General features: G+C 72.5%; 17 protein-coding genes. 2 read left to right on the top strand and 15 right to left on the bottom strand.

Annotation, left to right across the window (positions count from 1 at the left end):
- Nucleotides 1-5 precede the first annotated feature (5 nt).
- From M6I34_RS10715 to M6I34_RS10670, 10 genes are all read right to left on the bottom strand, one after another.
- Complete coding sequence (locus M6I34_RS10715) at nucleotides 6-473, bottom strand: hypothetical protein (RefSeq protein WP_272485669.1); 468 nt, start codon at nucleotides 471-473, stop codon at nucleotides 6-8.
- Nucleotides 474-865: 392 nt separating this feature from the next.
- A complete protein-coding gene (gene lipA / locus M6I34_RS10710; RefSeq protein ID WP_272485668.1) occupies nucleotides 866-1852 on the bottom strand; it encodes a lipoyl synthase in 987 nt (328 codons plus the stop codon).
- Nucleotides 1849-2430 carry a lipoyl(octanoyl) transferase LipB gene (gene lipB / locus M6I34_RS10705; RefSeq protein WP_418953551.1) on the bottom strand — a complete coding sequence of 194 codons (582 nt, stop codon included), beginning with the start codon at nucleotides 2428-2430 and terminating at the stop codon, nucleotides 1849-1851. Before lipB ends, lipA begins: the two co-directional genes overlap by 4 nt.
- Nucleotides 2431-2501: 71 nt before the next feature.
- Entirely contained in the window at nucleotides 2502-2798 is a 297-nt protein-coding gene (locus M6I34_RS10700; RefSeq protein ID WP_272485667.1) for a YbeD family protein, read from the bottom strand.
- Nucleotides 2799-2803: 5 nt separating this feature from the next.
- Nucleotides 2804-3652 carry a D-amino acid aminotransferase gene (locus M6I34_RS10695; RefSeq protein WP_272485666.1) on the bottom strand — a complete coding sequence of 283 codons (849 nt, stop codon included), beginning with the start codon at nucleotides 3650-3652 and terminating at the stop codon, nucleotides 2804-2806.
- Entirely contained in the window at nucleotides 3649-4770 is a 1122-nt protein-coding gene (locus M6I34_RS10690) for a D-alanyl-D-alanine carboxypeptidase family protein (protein WP_272486657.1), read from the bottom strand. Before M6I34_RS10690 ends, M6I34_RS10695 begins: the two co-directional genes overlap by 4 nt.
- A 264-nt stretch (nucleotides 4771-5034) precedes the next feature.
- Nucleotides 5035-5562: a hypothetical protein gene (locus M6I34_RS10685; protein WP_272485665.1), complete on the bottom strand. Its 528-nt coding sequence runs from the start codon at nucleotides 5560-5562 to the stop codon at nucleotides 5035-5037.
- Nucleotides 5534-6196, bottom strand: coding sequence for an alpha/beta hydrolase (locus M6I34_RS10680; RefSeq protein ID WP_272485664.1), 663 nt, complete (start codon nucleotides 6194-6196; stop codon nucleotides 5534-5536). The genes M6I34_RS10685 and M6I34_RS10680 overlap by 29 nt, the downstream gene beginning before the upstream one ends.
- 23 nt (nucleotides 6197-6219) lie before the next feature.
- On the bottom strand, nucleotides 6220-6534 hold the full coding sequence (locus M6I34_RS10675; RefSeq protein WP_272485663.1) for a (2Fe-2S) ferredoxin domain-containing protein: 315 nt from the start codon (nucleotides 6532-6534) through the stop codon (nucleotides 6220-6222).
- Complete coding sequence (locus M6I34_RS10670) at nucleotides 6531-7640, bottom strand: VanZ family protein (protein ID WP_272485662.1); 1110 nt, start codon at nucleotides 7638-7640, stop codon at nucleotides 6531-6533. Before M6I34_RS10670 ends, M6I34_RS10675 begins: the two co-directional genes overlap by 4 nt.
- A gap of 28 nt (nucleotides 7641-7668) precedes the next feature.
- On the opposite strand from M6I34_RS10670, the gene M6I34_RS10665 reads away from it, so the two are divergent.
- Together M6I34_RS10665 and M6I34_RS10660 are read left to right on the top strand one after the other, a co-directional pair.
- Nucleotides 7669-8493, top strand: coding sequence for a biotin--[acetyl-CoA-carboxylase] ligase (locus M6I34_RS10665; RefSeq protein ID WP_272485661.1), 825 nt, complete (start codon nucleotides 7669-7671; stop codon nucleotides 8491-8493).
- A gap of 24 nt (nucleotides 8494-8517) precedes the next feature.
- Nucleotides 8518-9216 (top strand): hypothetical protein, encoded by a 699-nt coding sequence (locus M6I34_RS10660; RefSeq protein WP_272485660.1) that lies wholly within the window; start codon nucleotides 8518-8520, stop codon nucleotides 9214-9216.
- Between the two features lie 3 nt (nucleotides 9217-9219).
- On the opposite strand, the gene M6I34_RS10655 is transcribed toward M6I34_RS10660, so the two are convergent.
- The 5 genes from M6I34_RS10655 to M6I34_RS10635 form a co-directional block, all read right to left on the bottom strand.
- Nucleotides 9220-9561 (bottom strand): YegP family protein, encoded by a 342-nt coding sequence (locus tag M6I34_RS10655; RefSeq protein WP_272485659.1) that lies wholly within the window; start codon nucleotides 9559-9561, stop codon nucleotides 9220-9222.
- A 158-nt stretch (nucleotides 9562-9719) separates the two neighbouring features.
- Entirely contained in the window at nucleotides 9720-10220 is a 501-nt protein-coding gene (locus M6I34_RS10650; RefSeq protein ID WP_272485658.1) for an adenylyltransferase/cytidyltransferase family protein, read from the bottom strand.
- A gap of 111 nt (nucleotides 10221-10331) precedes the next feature.
- Complete coding sequence (locus M6I34_RS10645; protein WP_272485657.1) at nucleotides 10332-10787, bottom strand: nuclear transport factor 2 family protein; 456 nt, start codon at nucleotides 10785-10787, stop codon at nucleotides 10332-10334.
- Between the two features lie 8 nt (nucleotides 10788-10795).
- Nucleotides 10796-11626, bottom strand: a complete 831-nt coding sequence (locus M6I34_RS10640; protein WP_272485656.1) for an SDR family NAD(P)-dependent oxidoreductase — start codon at nucleotides 11624-11626, stop codon at nucleotides 10796-10798.
- A gap of 13 nt (nucleotides 11627-11639) precedes the next feature.
- Nucleotides 11640-12272 carry a DUF3833 domain-containing protein gene (locus M6I34_RS10635; protein ID WP_272486656.1) on the bottom strand — a complete coding sequence of 211 codons (633 nt, stop codon included), beginning with the start codon at nucleotides 12270-12272 and terminating at the stop codon, nucleotides 11640-11642.
- Nucleotides 12273-12282: the final 10 nt, after the last annotated feature.

The following is a 12282-nucleotide window of genomic DNA, read 5'->3' as shown; positions in this document are numbered from 1 at the left end:
GACGTCTAGACGTAGGCGATCGCCCGGCCGCAGGCGAGCACGCCCAGCCACAGCGCGAGCGACAGGGCGCCCAGCAGGCGGCCGAGCGGGTCGGCGCCGGCCGGGCTGGCCTCGGCGCGGGCCAGCGACCCGCGCGCGTGGAACCAGACCGCGTTGCAGCCGGCGGCGACCAGCAGCAGCATCTTCAGCCGGAACGCCGGGTTCGTCAGCAATTCCCCCGCCTGGCTTGCGAACATCAGCAAGCCGCTGACGACGATCGCCGCAAAGCCGGCGACCGCCAGCGGCAGCGCCAGCCGCGCCAGCGGCCGCAGCGCGATGCCCGCGCCGAGCCCGAACAGCCGCAACTCGAAGATCACCAGGTTGCCCAGCATCAGCGCGATGCCCGCGATGTGGAGCGCCTCCAGCGCCGGAAAGGCCCAGGGGTGCGTCTGCAGCGCGGCCAGCGGCGCGTTGATGGCGAGCGGAGCGTTCACGTCGAATCCTCCGGCAGAGCTTGGCGGTGAAGTGTGCGGACGGCGCGGCCTCCGGCGAGAGAGAGGCGAGGCAGAGCGGGCAGAGAGCGGGAGAGGACGGGGAGCGTCAGCGATCCGCAGTGCACGACATCCAGGGCCGGCGGGCGGCGAGCCCGAACCCGGGCATTGTGCAAGCCGAGCGCCACCGAAAGAAATCTCGCGGGACCCGCTCGCCGCGGGGCGAAGCCCCCTGCGAGGCGGGTGCGAGATTTCGAGGTGGGCGAGGGCAGCCCCGCGCAGCGGGGCCGCAGCACTTGCCCGGGTTCGGGCTCGCCGCCCGCCGGCCCGGGCGAATGCGCGCGACCGATCGAACGCAGCGCACGCCGGGCGCCGCAGGCCCGGCCGCACGCCGCTCAGGCCACGCCCGCCGCGTGCGCCTGCTGGTCCGCGTGATAGCTCGACCGCACCAGCGCCCCCACCGCCGCATGCGTGAACCCCATCTCGTACGCGCGCTCCTCGAACATCCGGAACACGTCGGGATGCACGTAGCGGCGCACCGGCAGGTGGGCGGTCGAAGGCGCAAGGTACTGGCCGATGGTCAGCATGTCGATGTCGTGCTCGCGCATGTCGCGCATCACCGCGAGGATCTCGTCGTCGGTCTCGCCGAGACCGACCATCAGGCCGGACTTGGTCGGTACGCCGGGCACGCGCCGCTTGAACTCCTGCAGCAGCTTCAGCGAATGCGCGTAGTCCGAGCCCGGGCGCGCCTCCTTGTACAGGCGCGGCACGGTTTCCAGGTTGTGGTTCATCACGTCGGGCGGGGCGGCCTCCAGGATGGCCAGCGCGCGGTCCATGCGGCCGCGGAAGTCCGGCACCAGCACTTCGATCTTCGTGGCCGGCGAGAGTTCGCGAACCTTGCGGATGCAGTCGACGAAGTGCTGGGCGCCGCCGTCGCGCAGGTCGTCGCGGTCCACGCTGGTGATCACCACGTAGGACAGGCGCAGCGCGGCGATCGTCTTCGCGAGGTTCTCGGGCTCGTTCGCATCGAGCGGATCGGGGCGACCGTGGCCGACGTCGCAGAACGGGCAGCGCCGCGTGCACTTGTCGCCCATGATCATGAAGGTGGCCGTGCCCTTGCCGAAGCACTCGCCGATGTTCGGGCAGGAGGCCTCCTCGCAGACCGTGTGCAGCTTGTGCTCGCGCAGGATCTGCTTGATCTCGTTGAAGCGGGTGGAGCTGGAGCCCGCCTTCACGCGGATCCACTCCGGCTTCTTCAGGATCTCGCCGGCCGGCACCACCTTGATCGGGATGCGCGAGGTCTTGGCCGCCGACTTCTGCTTGGCGGTGGGGTCGTAGGCCGGCGCGGCCTTGTCGGACGAGGGGGGCAGGGGCGAGGTCATGCTTTGCCTTCGATCAGGTCGGCGAGCTTCTCGCCGAGCAGGGTGGCCACGGTTTCCATGGCGGGAGCGGCGGGGCCGAGCAGGCTGCGCAGGTCGGTGACCGCCAGCCCCGGATAGCCGCAGGGGTCGATCCGCCCGAACGGCTCGAGGTCCATCGCCACGTTCAGCGCGACGCCGTGGTAGGTGCAGCCGCGCGAGACCTTGATCCCGATGGACGCGATTTTAGCCCCGGCCTCCCCGCCGGGCCCGGAAAGGTACACGCCCGGTGCGCCTTCCCGCCTGACCGCGGTCAAGCCGAGGCCGGCCAGCACCTCGATGACCGCCTGCTCGATCACGCGCACGAAGTCGCGCACCATCAGGCCGTGGCGGCGCAGGTCGATCAGCGCGTAGGCCAGCACCTGCCCCGGGCCGTGATACGTGACCTGGCCGCCGCGCTCGGTCTGCACGACCGGGATGTTCCCGGTCGCGATCAGGTGCTCGCGGCGGGCCGCCAGGCCCAGCGTGAACACCGGTTCGTGCTCGACGAGCCAGATCTCGTCGCGCGTGCCGGCCTCGCGCGATGCGGTGAAAGCCCGCATCCGGGCGAGCGCCTCGCCATAGGCGAGCCGCTCCAGCGGCCTGATCAGCGGTCGGGCGCCCACGCGCGGGCTCAGATCACCATCCGGACCAGCGGGTGCTCGCCGAGCGCGCGGTACAGGCCCTCGAGCTGGGCGCGCGAATGCATCCGCACGACCACGGTCAGGCTCAGCCAGTTGCCCTTGGCCGACGTGCGCAGGCCCATCGCGGCGGGGTCGAAGTCGGGGGCGTGCTCGCGCACCAGTTCGGAAATGCGCTGGGCGAAGTCGTCGACGCGCCGGCCGACGATCTTGATCGGGAAGTCGACCGGGAACTCGAGCAGCTGCTCGATCCGGTCGAAGGCCGCCTTCATCTCGGCGTCGGTCGGCATGCGCGTCAGCCCGCCTTCGCCTGCTGGTAGGCCTCGTGCAGTCGCTGCCAGATCGGGCCAGGCTTGCCGCTGCCCACAGGCTTTCCATCGAGTTCCGTGATAGCGAGCACTTCCTTCGTGGCGGAGGTGAGCAGCAGTTCGTCGGCGCCCACGACTTCGGAGTGCACGATCCGGCGCAGCTCGATCGGCAGGCCGGCCCGCTCGCACAATTCGCCCATCAGGCCGTAGCGGATGCCCTCGAGCACCAGGTTGTCGTTCGGCGGCCCGAACACGGTGCCGTTGCGGACCACCCAGATGTTGCTGGCCGAGCCTTCGGTCAGGAAGCCGTCGCGGAACATCACGCACTCGGCGCAGCCGGCCTCGACCGCCTTCTGGCGCGCGAGCACGTTGCCGAGCAGCGAGGTCGACTTGATGTCGCAGTGCAGCCAGCGCTCGTCGGGCAGGCTGATCGCCGACACGCCCGACGCGAGCAGCGCCGGCGGCACCGGCGCGAATTCGCTGGCCATCGCGAAGACGGTCGGCGCGACGCCCTTCGGGAAGGCGTGGTCGCGCCTGGCCACCCCGCGGGTGACCTGCATGTAGACGAACTGGTCCGGCCAGGGGTGGCGGGCGACCAGCATGTCGACCAGCGTGGTCCAGCCGGCAGTGTCCAGAGGGTTCGCGATGCCGACCTTGCCGAGGCTGCGCTCGAGCCGCGCGAGATGCTGAGCCCAGCGGAAGGGCCGGCCGCCGTAGACGGGCACCACCTCGTAGATCCCGTCGCCGAAGATGAACCCCCGGTCGAGGACCGGGACCCGCGCTTCCTCGATCGGGAGGAACTCGCCGTTCAGGTAGACGATCTGGCGTGCGTTCATTTCGCGAACATCATCCTTACGCTGTCCCAGGCGCGGCCGAACCAGCCGGCCTGATCGACCGCCTTCAGCGCGACCAGCGGCCGCTCGGCGATCACCTTGCCGTCGAGCTTGACGCGCAGCGTGCCGATCCGCTCGCCGACGCCGATCGGCGCCACCAGCGGCTGCACCCGCTCGACTTCCCCGACGACCTTGTCGGCCTGGCCGCGCGGGACCGTGACCACCAGGTCGCTCTCCACGCCGCCGGGCACCGTGTCCGCCGCGCCCTTCCAGACCTGGTAATCGCCGCTCGGCTGCCCCTTGGCCTGGACACGGACCGCGTCGAAGTTCTGGAAGCCCCAGTTCAGCAGCTTCTGCGATTCGATCGCCCGCACCGACTCCGAGCTGGTGCCCAGGACCACCGAAAGCAGCCGTCGCTGGAAGTTCGTGCCCGGCTGGTCGCGCCGGGCGGTAGCGATCAGGCAGTAGCCGGCAGCCTCGGTGTGGCCGGTCTTCAGGCCGTCGACGGTCGGATCGACGAACAGCAGGCGGTTGCGGTTCGACTGCCGGATGTTGTTGTACGTGTACTCCTTCTTCGAGTACAGCGGATAGAAGTCCGGGTGAGCGGTCACGACCTGCGTGGCGAGCAGGGCGAGGTCGCGCGCGGTGGTGTAGTGCTCGGGATCGGGCAGGCCGGTGGCGTTGCGGAACTGCGAGTTGCGCATGCCGAGCCGCTGCGCCTCCCGGTTCATCAGCTCGGCGAAGGCCTGCTCGGTGCCGGCGACCGCCTCGGCCAGGATGATCGACGCGTCGTTGCCCGACTGGACGATCAGGCCGTTGAGCAGCTCCTCGACGGTGGCCGGCTTGCCCGGGTCGACGAACATCCGCGAGCCGATCGCCTTCCAGGCCGCGGTCGAGACCGGCGGCCGCGCGTCGAGCGCGAGGCGCTTCTCCTGGATCGCGTTGAACACCAGGTGCGCGGTCATCAGCTTGGTCAGCGAGGCGGGCTCGATCCGCATGTCGGGCTCCTGCGCCGCGATCATTTGGCCGCTGGTCACGTCGAGCAGCAGCCACGAGCGCGCAGCGATCGTCGGCACCGGCACCTGCTGGGCGCCGGCCGCGGGCAAGAGCAGCGCGAGCATGGACAGCAGCAGGAGCAGCGCGGCGAGCCGGATGCGGAGCCGTGCATTGCGGGAGGACCTGGGAGAGGGAAGCTGGGGAAGGGGGAACTGGCTGGGTACTGCGTGCATCGAGCGGGACCTCAGGGGTTCGGGTCTGGCGAGGGCGATCGCACAAGCGCGAGGGCTCGCGGGCGAAGGGCCGCCGGATCGTGGGCGGGCCGGGAAGAGGTCCCCGATTATAGGACGCCGGGCACCGTCCGCATGGCTGCCCATCCTTCGTTCACGCTAGGGCTGTCCCTGCGACCTGAGCTTGTCGAACACCGGCCGCACGGCGGCGACGATCCTGCGCGCCGCAGCCTCGCCGCTGCGGTAGAACACCACGTCGACGCCTTCGCGAAGCACGCGCCTGAGCACGTCGAGGTTCACGCTGTCGGCCACCCGCGCGTCCCAGACGTGGCCCGCCGTGCCCAGCTCTCCCTCGAACAGGCGCTGCAGGCGCCGCTTCGCGTCCTGCAGCGCGGCCTGCTCGGCGCGCAGCCGGGCGAGACGTCCCGCCTCGTCGGGCAGGTCGGCGAGGCCGGTCGCCTCGATCAACCCGTGCGTCAGCAACTCGCCGGCAAGGGCCTCCAACTCGCCGACCCGGATGAAGTTCGACAGCAGCGCGACCGCGCGCCGCCCATCGATCAGCGAGAGGAGGCGCCGCGCGCTCGACGAGATCGGCAGGGCGCGCGCGGAGATCTCGGCCTCGCCCGCGGCGGTGCGGGCGTAGACCAGCCGCTGCGCCTCAGTCGGCGGCGTCGGCCGGGTGTCCATCAGCCATCGCTTCGACGACCAGGCGCTTGATCAGCGGCAGCCGCCGGTGGAAGAAGTGGTCGGCGCCCGGGATCACGACCACCGGCAGCTCGAGCGGGCGGGCCCAGTCGAGCACCGACTTCAGGGGCACGGTGTCGTCGAGCTCGCCGTGGATCACCAGCGTGTCGGGCGGCACCGGCTCGACCGGGAAGCGCGAGGCCGCGGTGCCGACCAGCACCAGGCGACGGGCGGGGGCGCCCCGCTCTTGCAGGCGCCTGGCCACCCGCGTCTGCACGAAGCTGCCGAATGAGAAGCCGGCCAGCACCAGCGAGGCCGCCGCGTCGGCATCGACCGATTCGTGCGCGCGCGCCGCGGCCACGACCGCGAGCAGGTCCTCGGTCTCGCCGCGGCCCTCGTCGTAGGCGCCGTCGGTCTCGCCGACGCCCCGGAAGTTCGGGCGCCAGCAAGCGTGGCCGGTGGCCAGCAGCGCGCGGGCGAGCGTCTGCACGACCTTGTTGTCGCGCGTGCCGCCGAACAGAGGATGTGGATGCGCGATCACCGCCACCCCGGTCGGTCGTCCGGCAGGCAGGTCGAGCGCCACGTCGATCCGGCCCGCCGGGCCGTCGATCGACAGCTGGCGGGTGCCGGCGGTCATCCTGAGCATGGTGGCCGGGGAGGTCAGGGCAGCCGAAGGCGTTCCACCGGCTTGCCGCCCACCAGGTGCGAATCGATGATCTCGTCGATGTCGGCCTGGTCGACGTAGGTGTACCAGACCCCTTCGGGATAGACGACGACGACCGGGCCTTCCTCGCAGCGGTCGAGACAGCCGGCGCGATTGATCCGCACCTTGCCCTCGCCGGCCAGGCCCAGCGACTTGATGCGGTCCTTCGCGTAGGCCTGCAGGCGCTCGGCGGCGTGGCAGGCGCAGCAGGCGCGCCCCTCTTCGCGGCGGTTCAGGCAGAAGAAAACGTGGTGCGCGTAGTAGCTGCTCATGGTCTGCCGATTATAGGGCGCGGCCCGCGCGGCCGCAGTCGAAGGACACACCAGGCTATCGCCGCGAACGGCCACACCGTTGCCAGCGCGCGCAGCAGCCCGTTGAGGTTCGCCCACTCGCCCTGGTTCCAGGCGGCCATCGTCGACGCGAAGTAGACGTTCGGCGGCGCGAGGTTGTACAGGGCTGTAGCGGCTGCCAGCGCCAGCGCGGCCGCGAGCAGCCGGGCACGGCGCGGCCACCACGACGCGAGCGCCAGCACCAGGGCCCCGGCTAGAAGCCCGCCCTGCGTGCCGGCGTTGAGCCAGGCGGCCGCGTGTCGGCCGCCGAGCAGCGTCGCCGAAGCGGCCGACTTGATGGCTGCCGCCAGCGCCATCGGCGCCGCGACCGCCCAGCTGGAGTCGGGGCGCAGCGCGTCGCGCGCGAGCAGCCCGACGCCGACGACGGTCGCCGCGACCGCGATCGCCTCCATCAGCGGCCCCTGCTCGACCGGGGCCGCCAGCCCCGCGAGCCACTCGCTGGCGGCGGGCGAGACGACCGCCAGCAGCGGAGCCAGCTCGCCGCTCGCGAAGGCCATCGCTTGCGGGTGCCACTGCACGGCGAGCCACCAGAGCAGCAAGAGGCCGCCCGAGGCCGAGCCGGCCGCCAGCGGCATCGGCCGCCGGGTGCCGGCCAGGCTGCGGCCGGCATCGAGCGCGAGCGCAAGCGCCGCGCCCGCCGCGGCGCCCGAGGCGTTGGCCAGCAGGTCGGCCAGCGACGACACCCGGCCAGGCAGCAGCGCCTGCAGCGACTCCAGGCCGCAGGAGAGCGCGGCCGCTCCGCCGATCGCCGCCAGGGCCGCGGCGCCGCGCGGCAGGGCTCGCCCGAGCAGCAGCGTGGCCAACAGCCCCAGCGGCAGGTAGGCGGCGAAATTCAGGCCGAGGTCCTGCCAGGTCCAGTAGCGAGGCCAGCCCTCCAGGAGAAAGGCCAGTGGCTGGACCGTGGGCGCGCGCCAGCCGGACCACGGATGCAGCGTGCCGTAGACGGTCGCCGCGACCCAGGCCAGGAGCCAGGCGGCGAGCGGCGAGCGGGTTCCGGCCGGGCCGGAGGGGGCGGCGGATCGGGTCATCGATCGGGCAGGATATGATTCAACGGACATGGCCGCAATCGATATCGACAGCATCCGCAGGGCCGCCCGGTGCGAGGCGCTCGACGTCGAGGCGCTCGACGAAGCCGGGTCGACCAATCGCCTGCTGATGGAAGCCCCGTTCGGCGACAAGGCCGCGCGGCCGCGCCTGCTGGCCGTCGCGAGGCAGACCGCCGGGCGCGGCCGCCGCGGCCGCGGCTGGGTGATGGAGCCCGGCCGCTCGGCTGCGTTTTCGATCGCGCTCGAGCGGCAGGCGCGGGGCACGGGGCCTGCCGCAGGCCTGTCGATCGCCGCCGGCGTGGCGGCCGCCGAGGCGCTCGCCGGTTTCGCCGGGGACGTCGGCCTGAAGTGGCCGAACGACCTGCAGCGCGGGCAGCGCAAGTTCGGCGGCATTCTCGTCGAGAGCCGGCGCGGGCCGGCCGGCGGCGCCCCGGTCGAGCGCTACGTCGTCGGCATCGGCCTGAACCTGCTGGCGCCGCGCGATGCGGCGGGCGCGATCGGCCAGGCCTTCACCGGGCTGTTCGACGGCGAGACCCTGCCAGTGCAGGCAGAGGTCGTGATCGGCCGGGTGGCCGGCGCGGTCGTCGAGGCGGCACGGCGCTTCTTCAGCGAAGGGCTGGAGCCGTTCGCGGATGTCTGGCATCGCTTCGACGTGCTGCGCGGCCGGCAGGTGGCGGCGCTCGCAGATGGCCGCCCGGAGGCGGTCGGCGTGGCGGTCGGCATCGACGGCGAGGGCGCCCTGCTGCTCGCGACCGGGTCGGGAACCCGCGCGGTGCGATCGGGCGAGGTTTCGGTGCGGACGGTCGCGGCGAGCTCGCCGCTGGCCGACGCCTGAGCGCGGTCGCAAGGGGGCGGGGACTTGCGCTGGCTGATCGGGCTGCTGCTCGTCGCGAATCTCGCGATGTTCGCCTGGTGGCAGGGCTGGCTCGGCGGCGGCGTCGAACCGCCGCCCGCCGAGGCGAACGCCGAGCGTCTCAGGGTCGTGCCGCTGGACAGGCTGGGCGGCGCGCCCTCGCGCAGCGTGCCGCCCTCGACCGGGAGCGCCGTGGCGCCGGCAGTCCCGGCGGCCCGGCAGAGTCCGGCCCTGGGTGACGCGGTCCCGCCGGCGGTCGCCGCGACCTGCCGCGAGTACGTCCTGGCCAGCGAGGAGCGCGCGCGGGCGCTGCGCGGCGCGCTGGCCGATTCGGGGGCGCGAGTCGAGTTGCAGCGCGGCGAGCCGCCCGCCAGCTACCTCGTCCACCTGCCGCCGGCGCTGTCGACCGCCGAGGCGCAGCGCCGGGTCGCCGAACTGCGTCGCGCCGGCCTCGAGGACGTCTTCCTGATCCAGGAGGGGCCGCTCAGGCTCGGCGTGTCGGTCGGCGTGTTCAGCCGCGAAGAAGGAGCCCGCGCCGTCGCGGCGCGGGTGTCGGCCCTGGGCTACGAGGTGCGGGTCGCGCCCAGGCCGCCGGGGACCGGCGGGTGGAAACTGACCGCGCGCTGGAGCGATGCGGGCGCCGCGGCGCGCGGCGCCGCGGCCGCCGCGCCTTTCGGCGCCGAGGCGCGCGACTGCCCCGGATGAAGCTCAGGCCGCGGCGGTCTGGTCGTCCACCTTGGCGTCGGGCGCGTTGCGCTTGACCGAGTCGATGCCGTTGTCGCGCGCGCGCTCCGACGAGTACATCTCGCTCATGCCCACGACCTGCCCGTTGGTGGCGGTCACGGTGAAATAGGGCTCGTTCTTCTTCGACACCAGCTTCTGGATGCGGGCGTCGTCGGCGCAGTTCCTGCGCACCGACTCGATGCCGGCTTTCGCGTCGTCGATTCCCGCGTACATCTGGCTCTGCAGGATGGTTTCGCCGTTGCCGGCCTTCAGCACGAAGTGGAACTTGCCGTTGCTGGTCTTGCTGAGGACGAACTTGCCTGCCATGACGATCTCCGCTTGGGTTCGGCGGCCCGATGCCGCCTCGATGCCAGCGCAAGAGTAGCAAGGCCGGCCGTCTCGGCCAACGGGTCGGGCAGCGGATCCGGGCGAGGGATAGGGTCGATCGATCCGGCCGACGACGCCTGGCGGCCGCGCGGCGCGGATCAGCCCGCGCGGCGGATCCTCTCCAGCAGCGAGGTCGTCGAGCGCTCGAAGCGGAACGGGATCGAGTGCACGCTGCCGCCCCAGCCGCGCACCTCGGGCGCGCCTACGATCCGGTCGACCGGCCAGTCACCGCCCTTGACCAGCACGTCGGGCCGGACCGCGAGGATCAGCGACAGCGGCGTGTCCTCCTCGAACCAGCTGACCAGCGAGACCGACTCGAGCGCGGCCACCAGCGCCAGCCTGTCGGGCAGCGGGTTGACCGGGCGGTCGTCGCCCTTGCCGAGCCGGCGCACCGACGCGTCGGCGTTCAGCCCCACGACCAGCGAGGCGCCGAGCGCGCGCGCCTCGGCGAGATAGGTCGCGTGGCCGCGGTGCAGGATGTCGAACACGCCGTTGGTGAACACCAGCGGCCGCGGCAGGCCGGCAACGGCCTCGGCGATCCGCTCGGGGGCGACGATCTTTCGCTCGTGGGCGGGCGCGGCGGACGGTTCGGGGGTCATGGCTGCGGGATCGGAAGCTTGTTCTCGGCCTTCCATTCTATCGGCCGGGTCGGGTCGTCGCGCCGCGCCACGCCGCCAGGCTCGCGCAGGGCGGATCGCAGGACCGACCGGCTAATGCGCGGCCCGGCGCTTGAGCCAGCGCATCAGCGCGCCGATCGCCGGCAGCTTCTCGTAGAGCTCCTCGGCCGCGTCCCAGTAGTCGCGGTGCATCGCGATCCGGCCGTCGGGCGCGAAGCGGATGTGGGTCGCGCCGCGAATCGTCTGCGGGGTCTTCGTGTCGAAGCGGCGGAAGCGGAACCGGAAGTCCCAGGTCAGGAAGGCCTGGTCGTCCCGGACGATCGCGTCGCGCACGCTGAACGAAGGCTCGTGCAGCTGATCGAACATCGCCGCGAAGATCCGGCCGATCGCCTGCGGGCCGCGCACTTCGTTGAACGGGTCCTTGAACCAGGCGTCGTCGGCGTACAGCGCGTCCATCCGCGCCGCGTCATCCGGCGCGATCGACTCGAAGAAGGCGACCACGCGCGCGAGCGAGGCCTCGTGCCTGCCGGGATCGGGGTCGGGGTGCATCGCCAGGATCAGAGTCCGGTGAAGCGGCGCACTGCCGCGAAGTAGAGCCGGTCGGGAAGCAGTCGCAGCAACTTCATCCAAAGCGTGAAGCGCCGCGGGAAGTGGATCTCGAAGCGGCCGCGCTCCAGGCCGTCGATCATCGCGCGCGCGGCCTCGCTCGGCTGCATCAGCCCGGGCATCGCGAAGTCGTTGGCGGCGGTCAGCGGCGTGTCGACGAAGCCCGGGTTGACCAGCCAGACGCCGATCCCCTCGGGGGCGAGGTCCAGCCACAGGGTCTCGGCCAGGTTGATGATCGCGGCCTTGCCGGGGCCGTAGGCCAGCGACTTCGGCAGGCCCCGGTAGCCGGCCACGCTCGACACGAGCGCGATGCCGCCGGCGCGTTGCCGCCGCAGCAGCGGAATCAGCGCGGCGAGCCCGTTCAGCACGCCGTGCAGGTTCGCATCGAGCATCGCGAGGGCGCGCGCCAGGTCGAATTGCGGTGCGCGCATCGGCGAGTAGGTTCCGGCCAGCCAGACCACCAGGTCCACCCCGCCCCATTCGCGCTCGATGCGGGCGGTCGCCGCGCGCACCGCCTCGGCATCGGTCACGTCGAGCGGCAGCGCGAGCCCGCCGGCCGGCGCCTGCGCGAGCAAGGCGTGCAGCGGCGGCTCGCGTCGCGCCGACAGCGCGAGCCGCGCGCCGCGCCCGCCGAGCTCGCGGGCCAGCGCCTCGCCGATGCCGCTCGAGGCGCCGACGATCCAGACGCGAAGCCCCCGCCAGTCGGCGATCGGCGGGTTGAGCGGCCGAAGCCAGAGGGAGCGGGGCCGGGAGCGGCCCGCGGCGGGCGCGAAGGACTGCATCGTCGGCATCGGCTCAGCGCTTGCGGAACGACAACAGGACTTCGCCGAGCCGGATGCCGAACTTGCTCATCACCGCGCGGTTGAGCATCGTTCGCTCGTCGACCAGGTACATCCAGTCGTCGAAGTCGACGTGCCAGGTCCTGCCGTCGACTTCCAGCGCCATCGTGTAGCGCCAGTTGAAGGCGTTGCCGGCGACCGAGCCGCGCGCCTCGCCGACCACGTCGGCCGCGGTGCCGGCCCAGTGCACGACCCGTCCGGCGGGGCGCGCACCCGCGCGAGCGGGGTCGCCTGAGCGGGCGGCGCCGTCCGAGCCGTCGCCCAATGGAGCGTCTCCCAGCTTGCGCAGCGTCCAGACGCGCTTCTGCGTGCTGCCGTCCGAGTACGTGAAGTCCTCGTCGAGCGTGCCGACGTCGCCGTCCCAGCTGCAGCGGATCACCACGGTGAAACGGCGCACGACCTCGCCGGAGCGGTCCTGGAACACGCCCCATGCGTCGACGATGCCGTCGAAGTAGCGCTGCAGGTCGAGAGCGGGCCGCTCACCGGCGTAGCGCGCCGGCTCGATCGAGGCGCAGCCGGCGAGCGGCCCGGTCGCCGCGAGCGTCGCCGCCCCGGCTGCCGCGCCGAGCAGGCGGCGGCGAGCCGGCATCGGCCCCGGC

Origin of the sequence: Zeimonas sediminis, from assembly GCF_023721795.1 — a bacterium.
GTDB lineage: Bacteria > Pseudomonadota > Gammaproteobacteria > Burkholderiales > Burkholderiaceae_E > Zeimonas > Zeimonas sediminis.
This window is presented reverse-complemented; position numbering and strand designations above follow the sequence as displayed.